The 20288-nt window shown below is 47.3% G+C and carries 17 protein-coding genes; 8 read left to right on the top strand and 9 right to left on the bottom strand.

Annotated elements, in window-relative coordinates:
* The first annotated feature begins 125 nt into the window (after positions 1-125).
* Entirely contained in the window at positions 126-1202 is a 1077-nt protein-coding gene (gene ttcA / locus JIE71_RS09890; protein WP_199508549.1) for a tRNA 2-thiocytidine(32) synthetase TtcA, read from the top strand.
* Between the two features lie 105 nt (positions 1203-1307).
* Here the strand turns inward: ttcA and JIE71_RS09895 are convergent, their stop codons facing one another.
* The 6 genes from JIE71_RS09895 to ccoN all read right to left on the bottom strand — a co-directional run bounded on the left by JIE71_RS09895 (position 1308) and on the right by ccoN (position 7242).
* A complete protein-coding gene (locus JIE71_RS09895) occupies positions 1308-1910 on the bottom strand; it encodes a FixH family protein (protein ID WP_199508550.1) in 603 nt (200 codons plus the stop codon).
* Positions 1911-2061: 151 nt separating this feature from the next.
* Positions 2062-3468 carry a cytochrome c oxidase accessory protein CcoG gene (gene ccoG / locus JIE71_RS09900; protein ID WP_199508551.1) on the bottom strand — a complete coding sequence of 469 codons (1407 nt, stop codon included), beginning with the start codon at positions 3466-3468 and terminating at the stop codon, positions 2062-2064.
* 311 nt (positions 3469-3779) lie between these two features.
* The gene (gene ccoP / locus JIE71_RS09905) at positions 3780-4943 is read right to left on the bottom strand and encodes a cytochrome-c oxidase, cbb3-type subunit III (RefSeq protein ID WP_199508552.1); all 1164 of its coding nucleotides are present in this window, start codon (positions 4941-4943) and stop codon (positions 3780-3782) included.
* Positions 4940-5119, bottom strand: a complete 180-nt coding sequence (locus tag JIE71_RS09910; protein WP_199508553.1) for a cbb3-type cytochrome oxidase subunit 3 — start codon at positions 5117-5119, stop codon at positions 4940-4942. Before JIE71_RS09910 ends, ccoP begins: the two co-directional genes overlap by 4 nt.
* Complete coding sequence (gene ccoO / locus JIE71_RS09915) at positions 5119-5757, bottom strand: cytochrome-c oxidase, cbb3-type subunit II (protein WP_199508554.1); 639 nt, start codon at positions 5755-5757, stop codon at positions 5119-5121. The genes JIE71_RS09910 and ccoO overlap by 1 nt, the downstream gene beginning before the upstream one ends.
* A gap of 9 nt (positions 5758-5766) precedes the next feature.
* On the bottom strand, positions 5767-7242 hold the full coding sequence (gene ccoN / locus JIE71_RS09920) for a cytochrome-c oxidase, cbb3-type subunit I (protein ID WP_199508555.1): 1476 nt from the start codon (positions 7240-7242) through the stop codon (positions 5767-5769).
* Between the two features lie 934 nt (positions 7243-8176).
* On the opposite strand from ccoN, the gene JIE71_RS09925 reads away from it, so the two are divergent.
* Positions 8177-8566, top strand: coding sequence for an SCP2 sterol-binding domain-containing protein (locus tag JIE71_RS09925; protein ID WP_199508556.1), 390 nt, complete (start codon positions 8177-8179; stop codon positions 8564-8566).
* Positions 8567-8660: 94 nt separating this feature from the next.
* On the opposite strand, the gene JIE71_RS09930 is transcribed toward JIE71_RS09925, so the two are convergent.
* Positions 8661-9626 (bottom strand): hypothetical protein, encoded by a 966-nt coding sequence (locus JIE71_RS09930; protein ID WP_199508557.1) that lies wholly within the window; start codon positions 9624-9626, stop codon positions 8661-8663.
* A gap of 437 nt (positions 9627-10063) precedes the next feature.
* Here JIE71_RS09930 and JIE71_RS09935 point away from each other — a divergent pair, with 437 nt between their 5' ends.
* Together JIE71_RS09935 and lolD are read left to right on the top strand one after the other, a co-directional pair.
* A complete protein-coding gene (locus JIE71_RS09935) occupies positions 10064-11299 on the top strand; it encodes a lipoprotein-releasing ABC transporter permease subunit (RefSeq protein ID WP_199508558.1) in 1236 nt (411 codons plus the stop codon).
* Between the two features lie 57 nt (positions 11300-11356).
* Positions 11357-12043: a lipoprotein-releasing ABC transporter ATP-binding protein LolD gene (gene lolD, locus JIE71_RS09940; RefSeq protein ID WP_199508559.1), complete on the top strand. Its 687-nt coding sequence runs from the start codon at positions 11357-11359 to the stop codon at positions 12041-12043.
* A 92-nt stretch (positions 12044-12135) separates the two neighbouring features.
* On the opposite strand, the gene JIE71_RS09945 is transcribed toward lolD, so the two are convergent.
* The gene (locus tag JIE71_RS09945; RefSeq protein WP_323126930.1) at positions 12136-12711 is read right to left on the bottom strand and encodes a DUF2062 domain-containing protein; all 576 of its coding nucleotides are present in this window, start codon (positions 12709-12711) and stop codon (positions 12136-12138) included.
* A 223-nt stretch (positions 12712-12934) separates the two neighbouring features.
* Between JIE71_RS09945 and JIE71_RS09950 the strand changes: the two genes are divergently transcribed.
* The 4 genes from JIE71_RS09950 to JIE71_RS09965 all read left to right on the top strand — a co-directional run bounded on the left by JIE71_RS09950 (position 12935) and on the right by JIE71_RS09965 (position 19003).
* Positions 12935-15652, top strand: a complete 2718-nt coding sequence (locus JIE71_RS09950; protein ID WP_199508560.1) for a ComEC/Rec2 family competence protein — start codon at positions 12935-12937, stop codon at positions 15650-15652.
* A 295-nt stretch (positions 15653-15947) separates the two neighbouring features.
* A complete protein-coding gene (sppA, locus tag JIE71_RS09955) occupies positions 15948-17003 on the top strand; it encodes a signal peptide peptidase SppA (protein ID WP_199508561.1) in 1056 nt (351 codons plus the stop codon).
* A 230-nt stretch (positions 17004-17233) separates the two neighbouring features.
* On the top strand, positions 17234-18127 hold the full coding sequence (locus JIE71_RS09960) for an alpha/beta fold hydrolase (protein ID WP_199508562.1): 894 nt from the start codon (positions 17234-17236) through the stop codon (positions 18125-18127).
* 111 nt (positions 18128-18238) lie between these two features.
* On the top strand, positions 18239-19003 hold the full coding sequence (locus tag JIE71_RS09965; protein WP_228284635.1) for a CPBP family intramembrane glutamic endopeptidase: 765 nt from the start codon (positions 18239-18241) through the stop codon (positions 19001-19003).
* A 96-nt stretch (positions 19004-19099) separates the two neighbouring features.
* Here the strand turns inward: JIE71_RS09965 and dusA are convergent, their stop codons facing one another.
* Entirely contained in the window at positions 19100-20074 is a 975-nt protein-coding gene (dusA, locus tag JIE71_RS09970) for a tRNA dihydrouridine(20/20a) synthase DusA (protein WP_199508563.1), read from the bottom strand.
* Positions 20075-20288 lie beyond the last annotated feature (214 nt).

Here is a 20288-nt window from a genome sequence, read left to right on the forward strand (position 1 = left end):
CGTATCGCGCGCCCGATTGCGGCAGACATGCGCACACTATTTTTCAAAAAAGGCATTATTTTTGTTATAATCTCAAGCGCTTAGCCCCTTTGATTTGTCTTTTTTATCGTTATATTGAGTAGTTTATGACCTCAGCCAGCCTTTTTGTTCCTCAGCCTGACACCACCGATGCCCCTGTAGCGACCCCCACTGACAGCGCTCAAGCGGCTACCGATACCACGAGCGAAACCGCTGCCGCCGCGACCGAGCTAAAAAAGCTACAAAAAAAGCTGCGCAAACAGGTTTCGTGGGCGATACGCGACTTTAATATGATTGAAGATGGCGATGTGGTGATGGTCTGCGTCTCAGGTGGCAAAGACAGCTACACCTTGCTCGATATTTTGCTACTGCTCAAACGCATTGCGCCGATTAACTTTGATGTGGTTGCGGTCAACCTTGACCAAAAGCAGCCAGGCTATCCTGAAGACATCTTGCCCAACTATCTTAATGAGCAAGGCATCGCGCACTATATCTTAGAAAAAGACACGTATAGCATTGTCAAAAGTGTCGTCCCTGAAGGCAAAACCTACTGCTCAGCCTGCTCACGTTTGCGCCGCGGCTCACTATACGGCTTTGCCAAGCAAATTGGCGCAACCAAGATTGCGCTAGGGCATCATCGCGATGATATTTTGGCGACGTTTTTCTTAAACTTATTCCACGGTGGCGCACTCAAAGCCATGCCGCCCAAGCTATTAAGCGATGACAAACAAAACGTCTTGATTCGTCCGCTGGCCTATGTGGAAGAAAAAGACATCATCGAATACGCGCGTCTGCGTGAGTTTCCGATTATTCCGTGCAACCTGTGCGGCAGCCAGACCAATCTACAGCGCGCCATTATTAACGACATGCTGCGCGAATGGGATGGGGCGCATCCACAGCGTTTGGCCTCGATTTTTAAAGCCATTCAAAATGTCGCACCTTCACAGCTGGCTGACCGCGAATTGTTCGACTTTGAAAACCTAAGCCTTGACCGTGATGAAGACGAGCGCTTGTTTGAAGGGGACAATATCCAAGTCGGACAAAGTGAGCGTTTGGCGCAGATTGGCTTGCCGACCACGCCGCAAACCCAAGATTACAATCCTAAATTCGCTGAGCGCACCAATGCCAATAAAGCTGCCAATAGCGAAAGCCAAAAAATTCCTGTGATTAATCCGATGATTTAATCATTTGTCAGTCAACACACTTTAATAAAAACCAGCGTTACTTTATCGTAAACGCTGGTTTTCTTAGAGCTTAATTTTTTGAGTGTCTTAACTTTCAAAATAAAGTTATTGGGCTTTGGCGGCTTCTTTAGCAAAGACTTGTAGCGGGTTAAAGCTGACCGACTCACGCGGTAATTTTGCCACATCCTGCATGCGCCAATCATCCACGCCATCATGACTGACTTGTAGATAATATTTTGCAGGCACGCTATCAAGCGTGACATTGGCAGTGTATTTATTGCCTTCGACGTGTTTGAGCATCACATCGCGGTCTTTGTGTACGTCGGTTGCGTGCGAGATAGACAGCGCCAGCTCAGCAGGATAGGTGAGGGGGTCGCCGTTTAACAGCTTGCCAGATTGCAGACTTTCTTGCGGATAGTCTAAATAAAACGTCACATTGCCATTGTCCGCAAAGTTCATTCTGCCATGCAAGTCCAAGTCATAGGTCAGCTTGTCACGCGACACGTCTTGGTACAATGTCTTGCCATCCATATACCAATCATCACGCACCACACTGTCACGGATTTGATAAGAATAATAGACGAACCACAGACACGCCAATACTACAAACGTAGGCATACCAATGACAAAGATAATCACCATGTAGTTTTTGTACCATGGCTGAGCATCTTTAGGTTTAAAGTCGGCTGATGAATCCGCTGAGGACATAACTCACCTATATAGATAGCGACCCAAGTTATATTTGGGTCAAAAAGAAAAGCACCGAGCAATGATTATACGCTGATTACTCGGTGACGTCATGCTAAGTGCTTGCTTTCACGGTAAATAATCACGCTACTTAAAAAAGGGCGCACAGGTACTATTGTCCTTGTGTGGTAAATACGTTTTGATGGCTCGCGCTGTACTGTCCATCTTCACTGGTCACTGTGAGCGTAACAGGCGTCTGACCCTCATTTACTACCGCAGGATCGCCGTATATACTGACAGGTAAGTCAAAGTTTTCACCCGCAACCAAAGACACGGTTTCAAAACGTGTCTGCAAGCTCAAACCATCAACAGGCTCCAGCGTCAGACGATAGTCGTGCGCTTCTTGCGTTTTATTGGTAATCTTCACCACGTAGCTGTTTTCAATCATGCCTTCAGCATTGGTCGAAGACAATTGATTGCGGTCACGGCGAATGTCAATCTCTAATGGCACGCGATCCACAAGCGCATAAATCAAGCCCCCAAACAATACCGCCAACACGGCCAAATACGCAAACAGACGTGGACGTAGCAGCTTGCTTTTTTTCTTCTCGACCAACTGGTGCTCGGTAGTATAGCGAATCAGTCCGCGTGGGTAGCCGACTTTGTCCATAATATCATTACACGCATCAATACAAGCCGCACATTGGATACAAGCCACCTGTAAGCCATCACGAATATCAATACCCGTTGGGCATACCTGCACACACATCGTACACTCGATACAGTCGCCCAAATTCTCAGGATGCGTGCCTTTTTTGCGCGCACCGCGTGGCTCACCGCGCTCATAGTCATACGAGACAATCAACGTGTCTTTATCAAACATCACACTCTGAAAGCGGCCATAAGGACAAATCTGTACACACATCTGCTCACGCATGTAGCCTGCATTGGCATAAGTTGTGAAGGTAAAAATAAACATCGCCACCCATACCCATGCTGGCCAGTCAGGTACAGGAATGCCGTTCATACTTTGCCAGCTTTGATACATCAAATCTGTACCCGCCACATAGCTGACAAAGGTCGTTGCGGTGACAATCGATAGAATCAACCAAATACTATAGACAAGGGCGCGCTTTGCGGCTTTGCTGGCACTCATCGGTGCTTTATCGAACTTAATACGCTTGTTTCTATCGCCGATGACCAGCTTTTCGACATACTGATACATATGCGTCCAAATGGTCTGCGGACAGGCGTAGCCGCACCATACGCGCCCCGCATAAACGGTCACCATAAATAAGCTAAAGGCGGCAATCATCGCAAAGATGGCAATAAAATAAAAATCTTGAGTTAAAAACGTCAGTCCAAAAATGTAATAGTGCTGCGAGGGCACATCGAACCAAATGGCCTGCCGACCATTAAAGCGTAGCCAAGGCAAAATCAAAAACAAAGCCAAGAAAAAATACATACTGACAATGCGAATGTTTTGATAAAAACCAGTAACAAATCGCGGATGAACGCGCTGGGTATTGGCATTTAAATCGACTTCTTTGACAGGGATTTTGTTAGATGGTGCTGACATAACGTGCCTCTTTAAAAAAGAATCAGTTTGCTGGCATAGTTAACCGACATCTTTGTGACGATAAGATGTATGAATAAAATGTGTTATCAATGTCAGTAGATCTCTTGCAAAAGTACCAGTTCATTGACTTCCACTGACGGAGTTACAAGGGCTGACGATGACTTATGCAAGAAATCTAGTATATAAAACAGTAAAAGAAAATATTAGAAATAAAAAAGGAGAACTGTCATAACAGCCCTCCTTTTTACTGATCGTCATCATACGATAAACAATCATTTTACCAAACAATGTAAGCTAATGGTATCTATACATTAGCTGGTAACAGTCTCAGTAGTCGCTGCTGTGTCTGTTTGCGCTTCAGCATCGTTTGCAGGTTGCGTAGTTGCTACAGGCGCTGCTGGTACGGCTTTTTTGTCTGATAGTGAGTAGACATAAGCAGCCAATAGCATGATACGCTCATTGCCTAACTTAGTCTGCCACTCAGGCATCACACCTGCACGACCATAACGCAAGGTCTCACGAATCGTTTCGCGATCGCCACCGTATAACCAAATTTTATCGGTTAGATTCGGTGCGCCTGCGCTAATCATACCTTTACCTTCTGGACCGTGACACAGTACGCAGTTGGTCGGCTCATGGAAGATACGCTCACCTTGCGCCACCTTGGTTTGATCAAGCTGATAATTGTTTTGATTGCCAGACATTGATAGCACATACTCAGCAACGGCACGTACGCCATCTTCACCAAGCTGATCACGCCACGCTGCCATACCGCCCACACGACCATTATGTAAGGTAGTCAAGATGTTCTTTGGCTCACCACCATACAACCAATCATTATCGGTTAGGTTCGGGTAGCCAGGCGCACCTTTGGCGTTTGAGCCATGACAAACGGCACAGTTTTGTAGGAATAAACGGCTACCTACTTTTAATGCTTCTTGGTTCTGTGATAGCTTTGCCACGTATGGATCAAGCTCAGCCACTTTAGCATTGATTTGATCTTGCAAATTGGCAGGTGGGTTATCGTCACGACGCAGGGTCGTTTGTAGCTTGTCCAGCTCGTTTAATGTACCCACTGCGCCAGCGGCATCAGCCTTGACCAAAATGCCATTTTCAAAGCTTTTGGTAAAGACTTCATTGTTTTTTTCAAGGTCACTGTACAGCTCGTTTTTTGAGGTCCATGGTACTTCTTCGCCATCGACAGTAACTGTTGCTGCACCGCCCCAGCTTGCTGGGAACATCGCTGGGAAAAATACCCAGTAAACAGCGCCCCAAATGATAGAGCCAATAAAAATCACTACCCACCATTTCGGTAGCGGTTTGTCGTATTCTTGGATACCGTCATAGGTATGCCCAGTGGTACCGTCGTCTTTTAGCGTTGGCTTATATTTTAGGACAAAGAATAAGACCCCAACGATAAACAACCAGCACGCAAAGCTGAATAACGTAACCCAAGAACTCCAAAAAAATGTCATCGTTCATCCTTATTGCGCTGCTCGTCAGACGAGGGGGTGACCTCGTCGTCAAGCGCAAGTTTTGCATCTTCTTCGAAGCGTTTTTTGTTTTTTGGCGAATACGCCCACCATGCAACCCCCATAAAGGCCACAAAGGCAGAAACGGTTGCAATTGTTTGTAATTCACCAATACCCATTAGCGTTGCCCTTCCATCGCGGTACCCAGCTGCTGTAGATAAGCAACCAAGGCATCAAGCTCGGTCTTGCCCATAACTTCATCAGGAGCACCTTCGATTTGCTCATCAGTATAGGGAACGCCAAAACGGTCACGGAATAAACGCATTTTTGCTTGGATTTCTGAACCGTTAACTTCGTTGGTCGCAAGCCATGGGAACGCTGGCATGACTGACTCAGGCACCAATGAACGCGGCTCAATCAGATGCTGCTTTTGCCAGTCGTCTGAGTAGCGTCCGCCAACACGTGCAAGATCAGGGCCTGTACGCTTAGAACCCCATAGGAATGGGTGATCCCACGTTGACTCTGCGGCACGTGAGTACGGTCCATAGCGCTCAACTTCAGCACGTAATGGACGTACCATCTGTGTGTGACAAACGTGACAGCCTTCACGGATATAAATATCACGACCTTCAAACTCAAGTGCTGTCCAAGGTTCCATAGAGGGGAGGGGTTTGTTCACACCACCGTCCTCTGGCGACTTATTGTCATATATTAAAGGCACAATCTCGACCAGCGTTGCAAAGCTGATAGCGATAACGATAAAGATGACCAACAAGCCTGTATTTTTTTCAATAATTTCATGCGGTGTACCAGCCATGATCGCTCCTTATACGTTCGCTGTCTGTGCATCAACAGGTTTATGATCAGTAGGATCCGCGCCTTCGATAGGCTTGCCCTCTGGCATTTTGATGGTGCGATAGCAGTTATAAGCCATAACCAGCATACCTGACACATACAATAAGCCGCCGAACGCACGACCTATGTAAGGACCATGAGAGAATGCAACCGTATCCACAAAGCTATAAACCAAAGTACCGTCTGGGTTGGTCGCTTGCCACATCATGCCTTGGCCAATACCTGAAATCCACATAGAAACGATATAGAAAACCGTACCTGCAGTTGCCAGCCAAAAGTGTGTGGTAATTAGACTGATTGAGTACATTTTTGGTTTGTTAAATACACGTGGCAATAGCACGTATAGTGAACCAATGGTAATCATACCAACCCAGCCAAGTGCGCCAGAGTGTACGTGACCAACCGTCCAGTCAGTGTTGTGTGACAAGGCGTTGACCGTCTTAATAGACATCATCGGACCTTCGAAAGTTGACATGGCATAAAATGACAAAGCAACAATCATAAAGCGAATGATAGGGTCAGTACGCAATTTGTCCCAGCTGCCTGATAGCGTAAGTACACCGTTAATCATACCGCCCCAAGATGGCGCAAACAGAATGATTGAGAATACCATAGCCAGTGACTGGGTCCAGTCAGGTAGCGCTGAGTAGTGCAAGTGGTGACCACCCGCCCACATATAGGCGGCAATCAGTGCCCAAAAGTGCACGATAGACAAACGATATGAATAAACAGGGCGACCAATCTGTACAGGGACAAAGTAGTACATCATGCCCAAGAACGCTGCTGTCAGATAAAAACCAACCGCATTGTGTCCGTACCACCACTGAACCATGGCGTCAGTTGCACCACTAAAGATTGAGTACGATTTAAACGCACTGACAGGGATAGCCATGCTATTTACAATATGCAATAGTGCAATCGTAATGATAAAGGCGGCAAAGAACCAGTTCGCCACATAGATGTGTGACGTTTTACGCTTAATCAATGTACCAAAGAAAACGATGGCGTAAGAGATCCAGACCAAAGCGATAAGAATATCAATCGGCCACTCAAGCTCAGCGTATTCTTTTGTTGAGGTTAGACCTAGTGGTAGCGTAATCACCGCCGATACAATAACGGCTTGCCAACCCCAAAAGGTAAACCAAGCCAAATACGGTGCAAACAGACGCGTCTTACACGTGCGCTGAACGATATAATAAGAGGTTGCGAATAGGGCACAGCCACCAAACGCAAAAATCACCGCATTGGTATGCAGTGGTCTTAGATGACTAAATGTCAGCCATGGAATGTCAAAGTTCAGTGCTGGCCAAGCCAACTGTGAAGCAATGAATACACCAAGACCCATGCCGACGATGCCCCATACCACGGCCATGACAGTAAAAAATCGCACGATGGTGATTTCATACTCACGGTCAACAGGGGCGAATGCTGTGTTTTGTAAACTCATTGGATGATTCCTTTACAGCCCGAATTATCAACAGAATTAACTAACTCACCACGATATTTGTGCTATAAATGAATGCAACTGCAAAAACGCGTGTCGTTTTTGGGCATCATTCACTAGCCACAGCGTATCTGTGGTACATGTTGATGTATGTATTTTCACTACCGTAACGGTTTATTAACTCATTGACTCATCAAGGTGGTTGTTATCACAAATACAGCAATAACAAGATAAATCCACACCACAAGAAATCATACGACATATGATATGGTGATGATTAGACAATTAATACATCGTTAAAGTGACTAGGAAAAAGCACCGTCTTTGGGCATCTTTGATAATAGGTGGTAGGAACGACGAATACGGACATCCATCTACAAAATAACGTGACCTATTAACGATAACACTATGCTAGCGGCGGCTGACAACAAACATGTTTACGTAACGTTTAGTTAAAACTCCCGACTCTGTTTAAGGTATTGTAACGCAATATTAATTAAATATCATCAGAACTATGCGCTAAAATACAAACTCTTTGGTAAATAGCAACAATCTCTGTCGCTACTTAATCTCTCATAAAGTACTGATCAAGCTGCTTTAAGCGACGCAAAAGATGCTGCTTATTTGCGCCAAAATGACTGTGCTACATTCTGCACAGCCCCAATAAACACGATAGTAACGTAGTGTCTACATCTAAGCCCTTATCATAGCAAAAAAACGGTATATATCAACATTAATAGTAAGGAATTGGTGGCAGATTTCGCCAGATAGTCACAGTAGATACTCATCAATTAAAGGCAATGTGCTTAAAGAATTTGTTACGATTTAGCAATTCATCGTGATTTTGGGTTTTACTTATTGAAAAACCGCGCCATAATACGGCACACTTGCTTTCATTATCAATGAAATTATCAATAATTAACCAAAGGATAAGATTATGGCCGTTTTTCTGACTGACGCTTGGTTTGACGAAGTAGATACCTTAGCGCGTGATGCAGGTGAGCTAAACCTACCGCCAGCGCTCGCGAATATGGTTATCAATGCCAAAGTTTCAGACGCTAATGGTGATGTTGATGCCCATTTTGCGAATGGTTTGCTGCACAAAGGCTTGAATCCTGAAGCGAGCACCACATTGGTTCTAGACCGTGACGTATTACAATCTATCGTCACTGATTTTGACACCAATGAAATCATGGGCGCGTTTATGAGCGGTAAAATCCGTGTTGAAGGCGATATGTCACAACTAATGGCGCTACAAACTGCGCGCCCAAGCGATGAGCAAAAACAGCTGTTTAAGCGCATCCGCGATGTGACGCAAATGGCATAATACGCTAATAACACATTAAGTAAGCGAAAAAGTACAAGCCAAAAAAAAGCCTCTTTGATTAGAGGCTTTTTTATGCGATACGCTTGTTCAGCGTTTAGCTTGCCGCGCGCGCTTCATCTTGATTTTCTTTATAAATTGCTGCTTGTAGCCAAATATTGGCTTGCACATAGTCATTTACAGCAATGGCTTTGGTAATGTCCGTTTGACACGCACCAATACGCACTACGAATGGCGCAGCATCAGGCTCGCGTAAGATGACCACGTCAAACAAATACATAGGCTTGTCATTGAAGGTCACTTCTTGCTTGCCAAGCACTTGCCCTTGACACCATGCTTCGTCTTCTTGACCCAAAGTGTCGCCAAATAAATACGCGCACATGTGACCTAAGTTAATCTCAACAGGCGCAAGCTCACCGTCAGTATCAGGCTGCCATGCATCGATTTGCGCTTGTAAGTCATCAGGGACTTCGCCGTTATTGTTCGCCACGATGTCGTTAAAGGCGCGGTGATAGCGAATGGCATCTTGGTCTTCGATAAGAATGACCTCGCTGTGGTCACTGGGATGAATCTCGTACGCCCACGCGCTAAAATTTACAAAGTAAGGCGTGTTTTGTTGGTATAAATGACGGTTGGCAGTGTAGAGCTGGTCAAACGCATAAATCACACTGCCATCACTGCTGCGCAAACGCAGTACTGCATCTTGGGCGTTTTCATTAACAATCACACGCTCGATGGTGCAATTCAAGCCGTAGGGGCCATTGACGCACGGATAAGCATTGATAAAGCATTCAGGCTTGCCGTCTTTCATGGCCAAAATCTGATTGATGTGGCAGGTCTCATTTTCTGACAATAATAAGCGACTGTCTTTGTCCAGTGCGCCTGAGCCCAGACCTTTGGGTATGGTCGCTTTTTCAATCATGGCTTGTAGCCAGTTGGGCACGTCATGACTGACGTTGTCGGTCAAAATACGCCAATGGTCACCGTGACCTGCGGCCTGCTCGTCAGTTAGGGTAATTTTGGTTGGCGCTTGTACATTTTTATATTGATATTGAATAGTCATGAATATACTCAAACTCTAAGTCATGGATGCAGCAGATATAAAGCGCGGCTCATCTGCCATAAAGCAGCAGGTAACATAAGCACATCGCAGCGCAATATTTGGGTAGCGGGCAGTATGCTATGGTGTGTGCTGTTAATCGTACCGCACCATGATAGGTGAATGTGTTGCCCCCTAGCATACAATATATAGGTATGGTGGCAAAAAATAGCAAGTGCTGGCTAAAAAAATAATAACAAAGCGGCGCATCGCTGTAGGAAATCTAGACAGTTTTTATGAATGATTGGCACAGAATGGATAAACTGTGTCAAACTATCCCCTTTTTGAGCGCGCTTGCTGAGCGGTCTAAAACCCTATTTGTAATAATACAGTCATTGATAAGGCCAATATTTTGGTGCTTATGCCGCTTATGTTATGCAAATAAAACAAAGAGTTTGAATATGTTTCGTCCTTTAGCGTTATTTATCGGCTTGCGATACACGCGTGCAGAGCGTAGTAATCGCTTTATCTCTTTTATCTCCTTAATCTCAATGCTTGGCTTGACGCTTGGTGTGGCGGTACTGATTACTGTCTTATCTGTGATGAATGGCTTTGACCGTGAGTTGAAGACGCGCATTTTGGGCATGGTGCCCCAAGCTACGGTGGTGTCGCCTGAGATTATCAGCGATTGGGAAGACTTGGCGACCGAGATTAAAAAAGACCCTGAGGTCGATGCGGTCGCGCCTTTTATTCAGCTCCAAGGGATGCTTACGGCCAACAGTCAAGTGTCTGGCGTGATGGTCACAGGTATCGAGCCTGAATATGAAAAAAAGGTCTCTATCATTAATCAGCACATGGTTGAGGGCAGTATCGATACCTTACAAAGTGGCGACTTTAGCATCGTTTTGGGTCAAGACATGGTGCAGTCTTTAGGACTAAATATCGGTGATAAAGTCACGCTGGTATTGCCTGAAGCGTCACCATCGCCCGCTGGCGTGATTCCACGCTTTAAACGCTTTACTTTGACAGGCGTATTTAACATCAGTCCTGAAGTGGATAGCCTCATGGCATTTATTCCGATGCATGATGCAGCCAAGCTTTTGCGTCTGCCTGATGGGGCGCAAGGCGTACGTATGAAGCTCGATAATATCTTTAATGCACCGATGGCGGCACAAAAAGCAGCGGCGATTGCCCCTGATCAGCTGTACCCCAACAACTGGACGCAAACGCACGGCAACTTGTTCGGCGCAATTCAGATGGAAAAGGCCATGGTGGGCTTATTGCTGTTCCTCATCATCTTGGTGGCTGCCTTTAATATCGTTTCAAGCCTTGTCATGCTCGTTACCGATAAAAAAGCGGATATTGCAATTTTAAAGACGTTTGGCGCATCACCGCGTCTCATTACCCAAGTATTTATGGTACAAGGTTTGGTTATTGGCGTTATTGGTACGGTCGCAGGTACGATTCTTGGCGTGATTTTCGCGCTGACCATCAGTGACATTTTAGGCTTTATCAATCAGACCTTTGGTTTGCATCTGTTTGATGCGTACTTTATTAATTATTTGCCATCGCAGCTGCGTTTGGTTGATGTGGTGCTGATTACAGGCGCGTCATTTACCCTAAGCTTTTTGGCGACTATTTATCCTGCGCGTCGTGCGGCACGTATTCAGCCAGCACAAACGCTGCGTTATGAATAATAGCGCGATGATGGTAATAAATAGGCAAAAAGCATTGGCAACAATAAAGGACAAATTATGAGCGCCATTTTAGAGGCAAAAAATATCAATAAAATCTATGACGAAGGCTCAGTACGCACACAAGTATTGACGGGTCTGGATTTGAGCGTACACGCAGGCGAACGCATTGCTATCGTCGGCACGAGTGGCTCAGGCAAAAGTACCTTGCTGCATTTATTGGGCGGCTTGGACACGCCAAGCAGCGGGGAAGTGTGGCTGCATGGCAAATGTTTAAACACCATGAATGAGACGCAGCGCGGTGACATGCGCAATCAGTACTTGGGTTTTATTTATCAGTTTCACCATTTGTTATCTGAATTTACCGCGGTAGAAAACGTAGCCATGCCGCTACTGATGCGTCCAAAAGTTACACCGAGCGAAGCGCGCGACAAAGCCATATCATTACTGAATAAAGTGGGATTAGAGCATCGCCATACGCATCGACCCGGTGAGCTGTCGGGCGGTGAGCGTCAGCGTGTCGCCATTGCGCGTGCATTGGTGACGGACCCGTCGGTTATCCTAGCTGATGAGCCAACAGGCAACCTGGATTATGACAATGCGCAAAGTGTCTTTGGGATGCTCTCTGAACTGCAAAGCACGCTAAAAACGGCACTACTGATGGTTACGCACGACCGTAATTTGGCGGCGCTCGCGGACAGACAACTTTTGCTGCGTAATGGACATTGGGCAGAATTTGATGAGTAAGTGAGGTGAGTTAAAGCGCTTACAATGTGAACCAAAAAAAAGCAGGCATTGCATTAGGCGCAATGTCTGCTTTTTTAGTCGACTTTTTTGTGCTATTTTACTCGGCGCGCTTGACGTTCTGTCTTTTGGCGCTTTTGCCATGTGCTGACCGTTTTGTAACGCCAAATAATACGAAAAGCAAGGCCACATACTAAACTTGTGACGATAGCCAGTAAAGTTAGACCCAAGCAAAAAGCAGATAAAGAAAAGCTGTCTTGATAAGTGACAAAGGGATTGGCGCCGTTTGATAATAGCCATAAGCTAAAATCGGCAATCATCCGCCCGATTAAGCGCAGGCTAATCATGGGCTCGCCGAGCAGCTTGGCGCCCACATAGTAACCTGCATAAAAAATAGGCAAGGTGGTTAATGGGTTGGTAATCCATGTCAAACCCAAAGCCATGGGCACGTTGGCGCGCCACATCAGCGCACCAATCAAAGCCAGCAGCATTTGCCCAGGTAGCGGGAAAAAAGCGCTCAGCACGCCGATATAGACGGCTTTATTTAAACTGTGGCGGTTAAAATGCCACAAGCGTGCGTCCACCAGATGCGGCGCAAACCACTTTAATGAGCGGCTCTCCATGATTTTCTCTGGTGTCGGAAGCAGGCGTTGTAAACGTTTTTTGGGCACACGGTTGCCTTTTTAATCATCATAAGCGGCAGCAAGAGGGGTGTCGGCTTATCTTAGGTTATTGCAGAAAATTACTGGCAAGAAAGGAAGACTGCATCAGGTGCAGTGGCAACGCCATTTTGTAGCAGTAACGCTAGTATAGGGCAATATGTAAGCAAATACTATCGCTAGCCGCAAGATATACGCTCGGATAATAGCGTCATCAAAAAGACAAGGGACAAGGATGTATTGGCTAACAGGCGCGCTATCACTGCTAATTATGTTGGGTGTGTTGAGCGCGGCTGAAATGGTGGCCGTACCTTTGATGCCTTCATGGCTAATGACGCTTGCCAGTTCCTATTTGTTATTGCTCTTTTTATGTATGGGCGCAGTGCTGTTTTGTCAACAGCTGGCAAAGCGGCATTTTATCCTTTTGCAGACATCCGCATCAAAAACGTCTCAATCACTATGGTCTCATTTTCGCCTTACTGGTTTGGCGCTGTTACTTATCATTGGGAGCGCTATACAAGCACTAGCGTATAAGCAATCAGTAGATGAGCACGATATCACTGCGCCCATGCAGGTCTATGCCTTGGTCCAGCTAGATGGCATCAGCGATAGTGTGAGCGGTAGCAGTACCGACCAAGGCTATCGTCAAGTCGCGCGCATTCACCGTATGATGCCTGTCACTGACGCGCCGCACCCTTTAAATAGCGAAAACGCGCAAGCGATAGTATCAGCGTTGAGTGAGCCTGATACCAACTTGTCAACCGCAAATAGCGATGATGCCTCGCGCGTTTTGCTCAGTTATTACCCAAAACCAGAAGATGCTGCATCAGATACGCACATGCAGCGCTTAAATGCGCTACGCCCAAGTGATAGGCTGGTTATGCGCTTGATGGTGCAGCCACTGGATGCCAAGACTGTCAGCGCCACAGGCTTTGACAGCTATCAGTGGTTAAAAAGCCGCCATATCAATGGCACGGCAAAAGTCATAGACACTAGTGGCGTGTTGCCACAAGATATGGACACCACATCATCATTGGCGTCACGCATGAGCGCTACTATTGATAATTGGCGCTGGACACTGCGTCAGTATCGCTATCTTGGTTGGACAGACAAAAGCCCTGCTGAGCAGCAAGCCACGGCGGTGGGGCTGAGTCTACTGACGGGCGATCGCAGCTTAATCACCCGCGATACCAAAGATTTGTATCAGTTGGCGGGCATTTCGCACCTGCTCGCCATCTCAGGCACGCACGTTTTGTTTTTGGCGATTGTGCTGGCTGGCGCTGCAAGTATGCTGATTGCACGCGTACATCCGCAACTGTATCAAAGGTTAGCACGATGGCAAGTACGCTGGCTGGTAATGATAGGTGCGGCTTTTGTTTATGCGCTATTTACAGGCTTTGACGTACCTGCGGCGCGTACGGCTTGGCTGCTGCTGGTGGTCGGTATGGTGCGCTTGACGCTGCTGCCCATCTCGACCATGCGGGTTTTGCTCGCGTTGGCGGTGCTCATGGCTTGGGCTGACCCTGTTGTGCTGTGGCAAGCAGGCTATTGGCTGTCGTTTGTGGCGGTGGCGCTATTATTGCAGTACGAAAGTCGCCGTCAATATGTTGATGACAATCAAGCGCCTGATGCGTCCTTGATGCAGCGATGTTGGCACACATTACTGTCAGTCGTGCGTTTGCAGTGCTGGTTATTTGTGGCGCTATTGCCATTGACCTTATTGCTGTTTGGCAAAATCTCCTTATGGGGATTGCTGGTCAATGTGGTGATGATTGGGCTGTTTGGCTGGGTACTTGTACCACTCAATCTGCTGGCGGGCGTGCTGTATCCTATTATACCTACGCTTACCGATAGCTTGTGGTCGGTGCTGGACATGCTATTGCTGTGGGTACATGGCTTTATGGGTATGCTTGCTGATGCGTCCGCCAGCAGTGTGTGGTTGTATACACCATTGACGGTCGGCGGCTTATGCGTGGCGGCTTTGGTGCTATTGCCGTGGCTGTTGCCGCATGGCTTTTTGCACCGTGGTTGGAGCGCGCCGCCATTATTATTGCTTGTCTTTATTTTGGCGCAGCAGCAAACGCGCTTAATAGGAGCACCTGTCTTGTATGTGCTGCCGCTGGCGGACAACAAGCTCAGTGCGGTACTGCTGCATTATCCGCAGGCATCGACGCAGGCGACATGGCTGATACTTGCTGACCACCGTGACCGTGCTGCGCGTATGTTGCCCAGCCACGTACGGCAAAAAGCATTAACGCAGCAGCTAAGCACGCAAATACAAGCGCTCGGTGTGACAAGGCTGACAAGCATCATCGTTCAAACGCCAAATACGATGCCTAAAAACTCCCAAGAAGACAGCACGCTACAGCTAAGCGGCGTCGCCCAAGACATCGCCACACGCCTGCCAACTCAGTATTATTGGCAAGCAGGAAAGATAGATAGCACGAGCGCCACTATAAATCATCAGCCAAACACGCTGCCTATTACGCCTTGCCAAGCAGGCCAAACGTGGCAACTGCCTAATAACGCCCTGACGATAACGGCGCTGACAGGTTGGACGATGATAGATGATGACGCAGTGTGGGATTGCAGTCTGAGTATCCGCAGTCACGAGCCAATAACGCTTAAGCGATATAATGCACAAGACAATGCACGCCCTTTAGACTTATTATCTGCCAATCACGGCGCGCAGAGTATTGCTGCACAAACGCATATCTTGCTTGATGCCAGCACCCAGCCCAAAGTCTGGCAGCTGTGGTCGCTATTGTGTCCTGATGTTAATAATAAGGCAGCGACCGATACTATGTCTGAGATGCTGTGGCTTGGGCACAGTAGCACGCCGATCAGCACTGAGCTATTGCAGCAGCACAGCACAAGCGCGGTTGCCACCTATGATGGCGCGCCCTTACCAGCAGCGTGGTCGTTGCCTGCTGAGCCGTCACCAAGTAAGTAAAATACTGATATAGTGCAACCTAAATACGCGTAGTACAACCTGACGACGTGCTGCTGGCATAAATTTTACTCGCTTGCTGTGCGCTAGGCGCTCCAGAGGCTTCGCAAAATTCACACCAGCAGCACTGCATTCATTTTATAGTGGATTGATCAATAAGCTTTATAAAAAACGCGCGGTTCACGCGATTACTATTGAACCGATAGAAAAACGTCACCATACTGGTGCGTGATTGCTGAGCAAACCGATTGCCCTTATTTTTGTTTTATCTTTAGCGTAAGTCACCGTAGGAAATGCTATGCCCAACTGGCCACCAGACCCCAATAAACGCCCGAACAACCCCATTCAGCCACCACAAAACCAGCCGCAAAACTACCAGCAGCCGTCTGGTCAAGAGTGGCGACTGATTGAAAAAACCCTACTTGCCAGCGTAGAAGAGCAGCGCCGCGCCCGCCGCTGGAGTATCTTTTTCAAACTATTGACCTTTGGTTATATTCTATTTTTATTCTTGATACTCGGTCGCGGTTGTAGCTCTAGCGATTCTACGGGTATCGAAATTGATACCAGCTCGCCGCATTTGGCCGTGGTTGAGCTGCAAGGCACCATCAGCAATGACGACCCTGCCAATGCTTATGAGGTCAGTAAAGCGTTGACTGCTGCCTTTGAAAACAGCAATTCAAAAGCGGTCGCGCTGGACATCAACTCCCCAGGTGGTTCGCCTGTACAGTCAGATGAAATTTGGCAAACCATGATGGACTTGCGCCAAGAGTATCCTGACAAAAAACTGTACGCGGTCATCGGTGATATTGGTGCCTCAGGCGCGTATTACATTGCATCGGCTGCCGATGAAATCTACGTTAATCCGTCAAGCTTGGTTGGTTCAATCGGCGTGATTATGCCCAACTACAATGTCGAAGGGCTAATGGACAAGGTCGGTGTTGAAGACCGCACCATTACTGCTGGCGAGTACAAGGACATCTTGAGCATGTCGCGGCCATTGACTGAGTATGAAGAGCAGCATGTTGAAAAAGTCTTGGCAAATACGCATCAGCACTTTATCAATGCGGTCAAAGAAGGTCGCGGCGACAGACTCAAAAACCCAGAACAAAACAAGCTGTTCTCTGGCTTATTTTGGACAGGTGAGCAATCTATCGCGCTTGGTTTGGCGGACAAAAAAGGCAGCATCGCAAGCCTTGAAAAAGAGCTTGGCGTAGATACCGCTGTCAACTATACGCCTGTTGATCCGTTTTCATTATTTATGGATCGCTTTGCTGTGAAGATGGGCGCAGGCATTGGCTCAAGCTTAGACCTTGATATGCTTTCTAAAGAAGAAAACACCGCCGAAATGCGTTAAGCATAAACGACGTATGCAAGCGATTAGCGTCACAAAGTCCTCATCACTTTGTGGCGTTTTTTGTATCACAAAGACGCTGGGTGATGAATACCAAGGTCTGCCTTTTACCTTGCATTGGTTGCACTTGCGGGTAACAATAGGCTAGCGCGCTTTGCTATCGCGAGCAATGCGCTGTCAATGTCAATAACAAGTATGACAATAACAATGATGGATACCAATACGAGTTTATTATGGATACGTTATCTGCGCTCAGCCTTGAGCATCTACCAGCCTCCACAATCACGGGCAAACCTGTACTGCATTTTGCACATGCCAATGGGATGCCAAGCGCGGTCTATGCGCCGCTGTTTGCGAAGCTTGAGCCATTTTTTACCATTGAATATATTGAGCGTCTGGGCACGCACCCAAATTATCCTGTTGACAACCATTGGCAGCGATTAACTCAGCAAGTGGTCGATAGCATCGCACAGGCACGTGCAAAACATGGCGTGGCGCAAGTGGTGGCGCTTGGGCACTCGCTTGGGGCGTTGTGTACGTTGCAAGCGCTGTATAAAGCGCCTGAGTCTGTGGCGCAAGCCGTGCTGCTTGACCCACCATGGATATATGGTAAGACCAGCTTTTTGTGGCACGTCGCTAAAGTGACTGATAAGCTGCCGATGATGAATCACCGCCTTATGGACAAGCTGTCGCCCGCTGGCGTGTCCAAGCACCGCCGTGATGTGTGGGCGAGCCGTGACGAAGCGTATGAAAAATTGCGCCATAAAGGATTTTTTAAAGATTTTGACGAGCGTAGCTTTCAAGGCTATATCGAACATGGACTTGATGAGCGCGTAGATGGCCGAGTAACGCTTGCCATTCCTAAAGCAGTCGAAGTCGCGGTGTTTCGTACCAATCCGTCATGGTACTGGCTCAAACCCAACGAAGCGCCCAAGCCACCAGTGACACTTATCATTGGTGAAGAAAGCTTATTTTTAAAGCGCCAGTTTCCGCAGCAAATCAACAAACGCTTGGGCATCCCTTTTGAGACGCATGCTGGCGGGCACATGTTCCCATTAGAGTATCCCGATGCAGTCGGAGACAGAGTGCTGTCTATTATTGCCAAGCAATTAGCCGCCGCTGTGTAGCTGTTGTCTGTTTTACTAGCCCATTTAATTGTTAACGTTTGAATTGAAGACACGCCCTAGATAATATGCGGTTTTCCGCCGTTATTCTGATTTCTACGTACTGAGTTTTTTATGTCTGCATCTGTGGCCAATGCGTCCAAATCGCCTGTATTTTCGCGTACTGCTACGGTGGTACTGGTCATCGGTATGCTATTGCTGTTTTTGGTTGCTCAGCTGGTTGGGGTGTATTTGGCAGGCGCGCTCTTGTTGCCGAGTGCCGATACCCTAAGCGTGGTCGATATTTTGTCCTTGGGCGGTAGCGATGGCACTATTGTCAGTCTATCGGTGCTGTTTAGCGCAGTAATGTTGAGCGCGGTCAGCATCGCATTGGTACGTATGCGCGGTGCGTCACTAAAGCACTACTTGGCAGTGCGCTTGATAACGTGGCGCACGACCCTTGTCATGCTGGGACTTTGGCTACTATATGCATTGATTAGCCAAAGTCTGACCTATTTATTAGACGAAGACACCATGCTGTTTATGGATGTCTTGTACCGTTCGGTCAATCATTTATGGCTCTTGGTTCTTGTGGTGGTGATTGTCGCGCCAATATACGAAGAGTTGGTGTTTCGTGGCCTGCTGTGGTCAGCGATAGCCGAGCAGTTTGATTCAAGCGCACATCCCAAGCGCGGCGCACTCGTTGCCAGCGTGTTGACCAGTGTGCTTTTCGCGGCGATTCATCTACAATATGGGTTTTATGAGCTTGGTTCGCTCGTGGTGTTGGCGCTACTGTTTGCCTATGCGCGCTACCGCTCAGGCTCGATACTGCTGCCGATTGTCTTGCATATTGTTAATAATGGTATGGCTATGTGGCAGTTTGTCAGCCAAATGCCTTAATACTTATTCTTTTTAGCCAGCCAATCAAAAAAGCGCGCCCAGTCATCACTTGGCGCGCTTTTTATGTATTCAAAATCAAGCTTTGCAGCATTAAAGTTAAGCCTCAGGATTAAGTGCCAAAACCTCGTCAGCAGCCTGCTTGATGTCTGCAATCTTTAAATGTGGCTTGCCACTTAAAGCCTGTCGCCATTTGCGCGCGCCTGTTAAGCCTTGAAACAGGCCCAAATAATGACGCGTCATCGTTGGCAGCGCTTCGCCTTGTGCCACTTGTTTTTCTAAATACGGATACAGTACGGCAAGCACATCAGCGCGCGATGGCACAGGCGTGCCCCACAAGCGATTTGCTTCAGCAAGCAGATAGGGATTGTGATAAAACGCGCGCCCAATCATCACGCCATCGACATGTTGTAGATGCTGCTCAATGTCCTCAATCGTGGTCACGCCGCCATTAATCTCAATCTCAAGGGTAGGGAAGTCTTGCTTTAAGCGGTACACATCATCATAGCGCAGCGGCGGAATCTCGCGGTTTTGCTTGGGACTGAGCCCTTGTAGCCATGCGGTACGCGCATGCACGATAAAGCGCTCACAGCCAGCAGCAGCGACCGTCTCCACAAACTGATGCATAAACTCATAACTGTCAAAGTCATCAATACCGATGCGATGCTTGACCGTCACAGGGATGTCAACCGCTGCTTGCATCGCAGAAAATGCCTTGGCTACCGTCTCAGGCTCTGCCATCAGACATGCCCCAATTTTATTGTGTTGGACACGGTCAGATGGGCAGCCGACATTGATATTGACTTCATCGTAGCCGTACTCTTGCGCCAGTATCGTGCATTGCGTCATCTCGTCTGCATCTGCACCGCCAAGCTGTAGCACCAGCGGATGCTCAAGGGTATCAAAGCGCAGATGACGCTCACGATTGCCAAAGAGCAGCGCACCTGTGCTTATCATCTCGGTATACAGATAGACATGCGGATTGAACAATCGCGCAAAGTAACGGTAGTCAGTCGTGGTCCAGTCAATCATCGGCGCAATCGACAATCTCTTATTTTTCATTAAATCAATCATTTAGCCTGAAAGCCTTGCTAGGTATAGGTTTGCATTATTTTGTCCTCTGCAATGTAAGCGGCGCCATACCGATTCATATCAATTAAAATGAGCAGGCATGACACCATATTTACACCACAGCCACTAAAACTCGTCATGGTACAAATGGACAGGATAATAAAGCGCCTATTGTAAAAGGTTTTGCCAATAAATGCAGCCCAGTCCATCACCCCAT

Source organism: Psychrobacter sp. bablab_jr014, from assembly GCF_016464015.1.
In the GTDB taxonomy this organism is placed as follows: Bacteria; Pseudomonadota; Gammaproteobacteria; order Pseudomonadales; family Moraxellaceae; genus Psychrobacter.

Bases quoted from the DNA above. Each gene is read 5' to 3' on its own strand.
- JIE71_RS09960 (WP_199508562.1), top strand. From the start codon at position 17,234: ATGGATACGTTATCTGCGCTCAGCCTTGAGCATCTACCAGCCTCCACA.
- JIE71_RS09965 (WP_228284635.1), top strand. From the start codon at position 18,239: ATGTCTGCATCTGTGGCCAATGCGTCCAAATCGCCTGTATTTTCGCGT.
- JIE71_RS09910 (WP_199508553.1), bottom strand. From the start codon at position 5,119: ATGGGTATTGGTGAATTACAAACAATTGCAACCGTTTCTGCCTTTGTG.
- ccoO (WP_199508554.1), bottom strand. From the start codon at position 5,757: ATGGCTGGTACACCGCATGAAATTATTGAAAAAAATACAGGCTTGTTG.
- JIE71_RS09935 (WP_199508558.1), top strand. From the start codon at position 10,064: ATGTTTCGTCCTTTAGCGTTATTTATCGGCTTGCGATACACGCGTGCA.
- JIE71_RS09950 (WP_199508560.1), top strand. From the start codon at position 12,935: ATGTATTGGCTAACAGGCGCGCTATCACTGCTAATTATGTTGGGTGTG.
- JIE71_RS09895 (WP_199508550.1), bottom strand. From the start codon at position 1,910: ATGTCCTCAGCGGATTCATCAGCCGACTTTAAACCTAAAGATGCTCAG.
- lolD (WP_199508559.1), top strand. From the start codon at position 11,357: ATGAGCGCCATTTTAGAGGCAAAAAATATCAATAAAATCTATGACGAA.
- sppA (WP_199508561.1), top strand. From the start codon at position 15,948: ATGCCCAACTGGCCACCAGACCCCAATAAACGCCCGAACAACCCCATT.
- ccoG (WP_199508551.1), bottom strand. From the start codon at position 3,468: ATGTCAGCACCATCTAACAAAATCCCTGTCAAAGAAGTCGATTTAAAT.
- dusA (WP_199508563.1), bottom strand. From the start codon at position 20,074: ATGATTGATTTAATGAAAAATAAGAGATTGTCGATTGCGCCGATGATT.
- JIE71_RS09925 (WP_199508556.1), top strand. From the start codon at position 8,177: ATGGCCGTTTTTCTGACTGACGCTTGGTTTGACGAAGTAGATACCTTA.
- ccoN (WP_199508555.1), bottom strand. From the start codon at position 7,242: ATGAGTTTACAAAACACAGCATTCGCCCCTGTTGACCGTGAGTATGAA.
- ccoP (WP_199508552.1), bottom strand. From the start codon at position 4,943: ATGACATTTTTTTGGAGTTCTTGGGTTACGTTATTCAGCTTTGCGTGC.
- ttcA (WP_199508549.1), top strand. From the start codon at position 126: ATGACCTCAGCCAGCCTTTTTGTTCCTCAGCCTGACACCACCGATGCC.
- JIE71_RS09930 (WP_199508557.1), bottom strand. From the start codon at position 9,626: ATGACTATTCAATATCAATATAAAAATGTACAAGCGCCAACCAAAATT.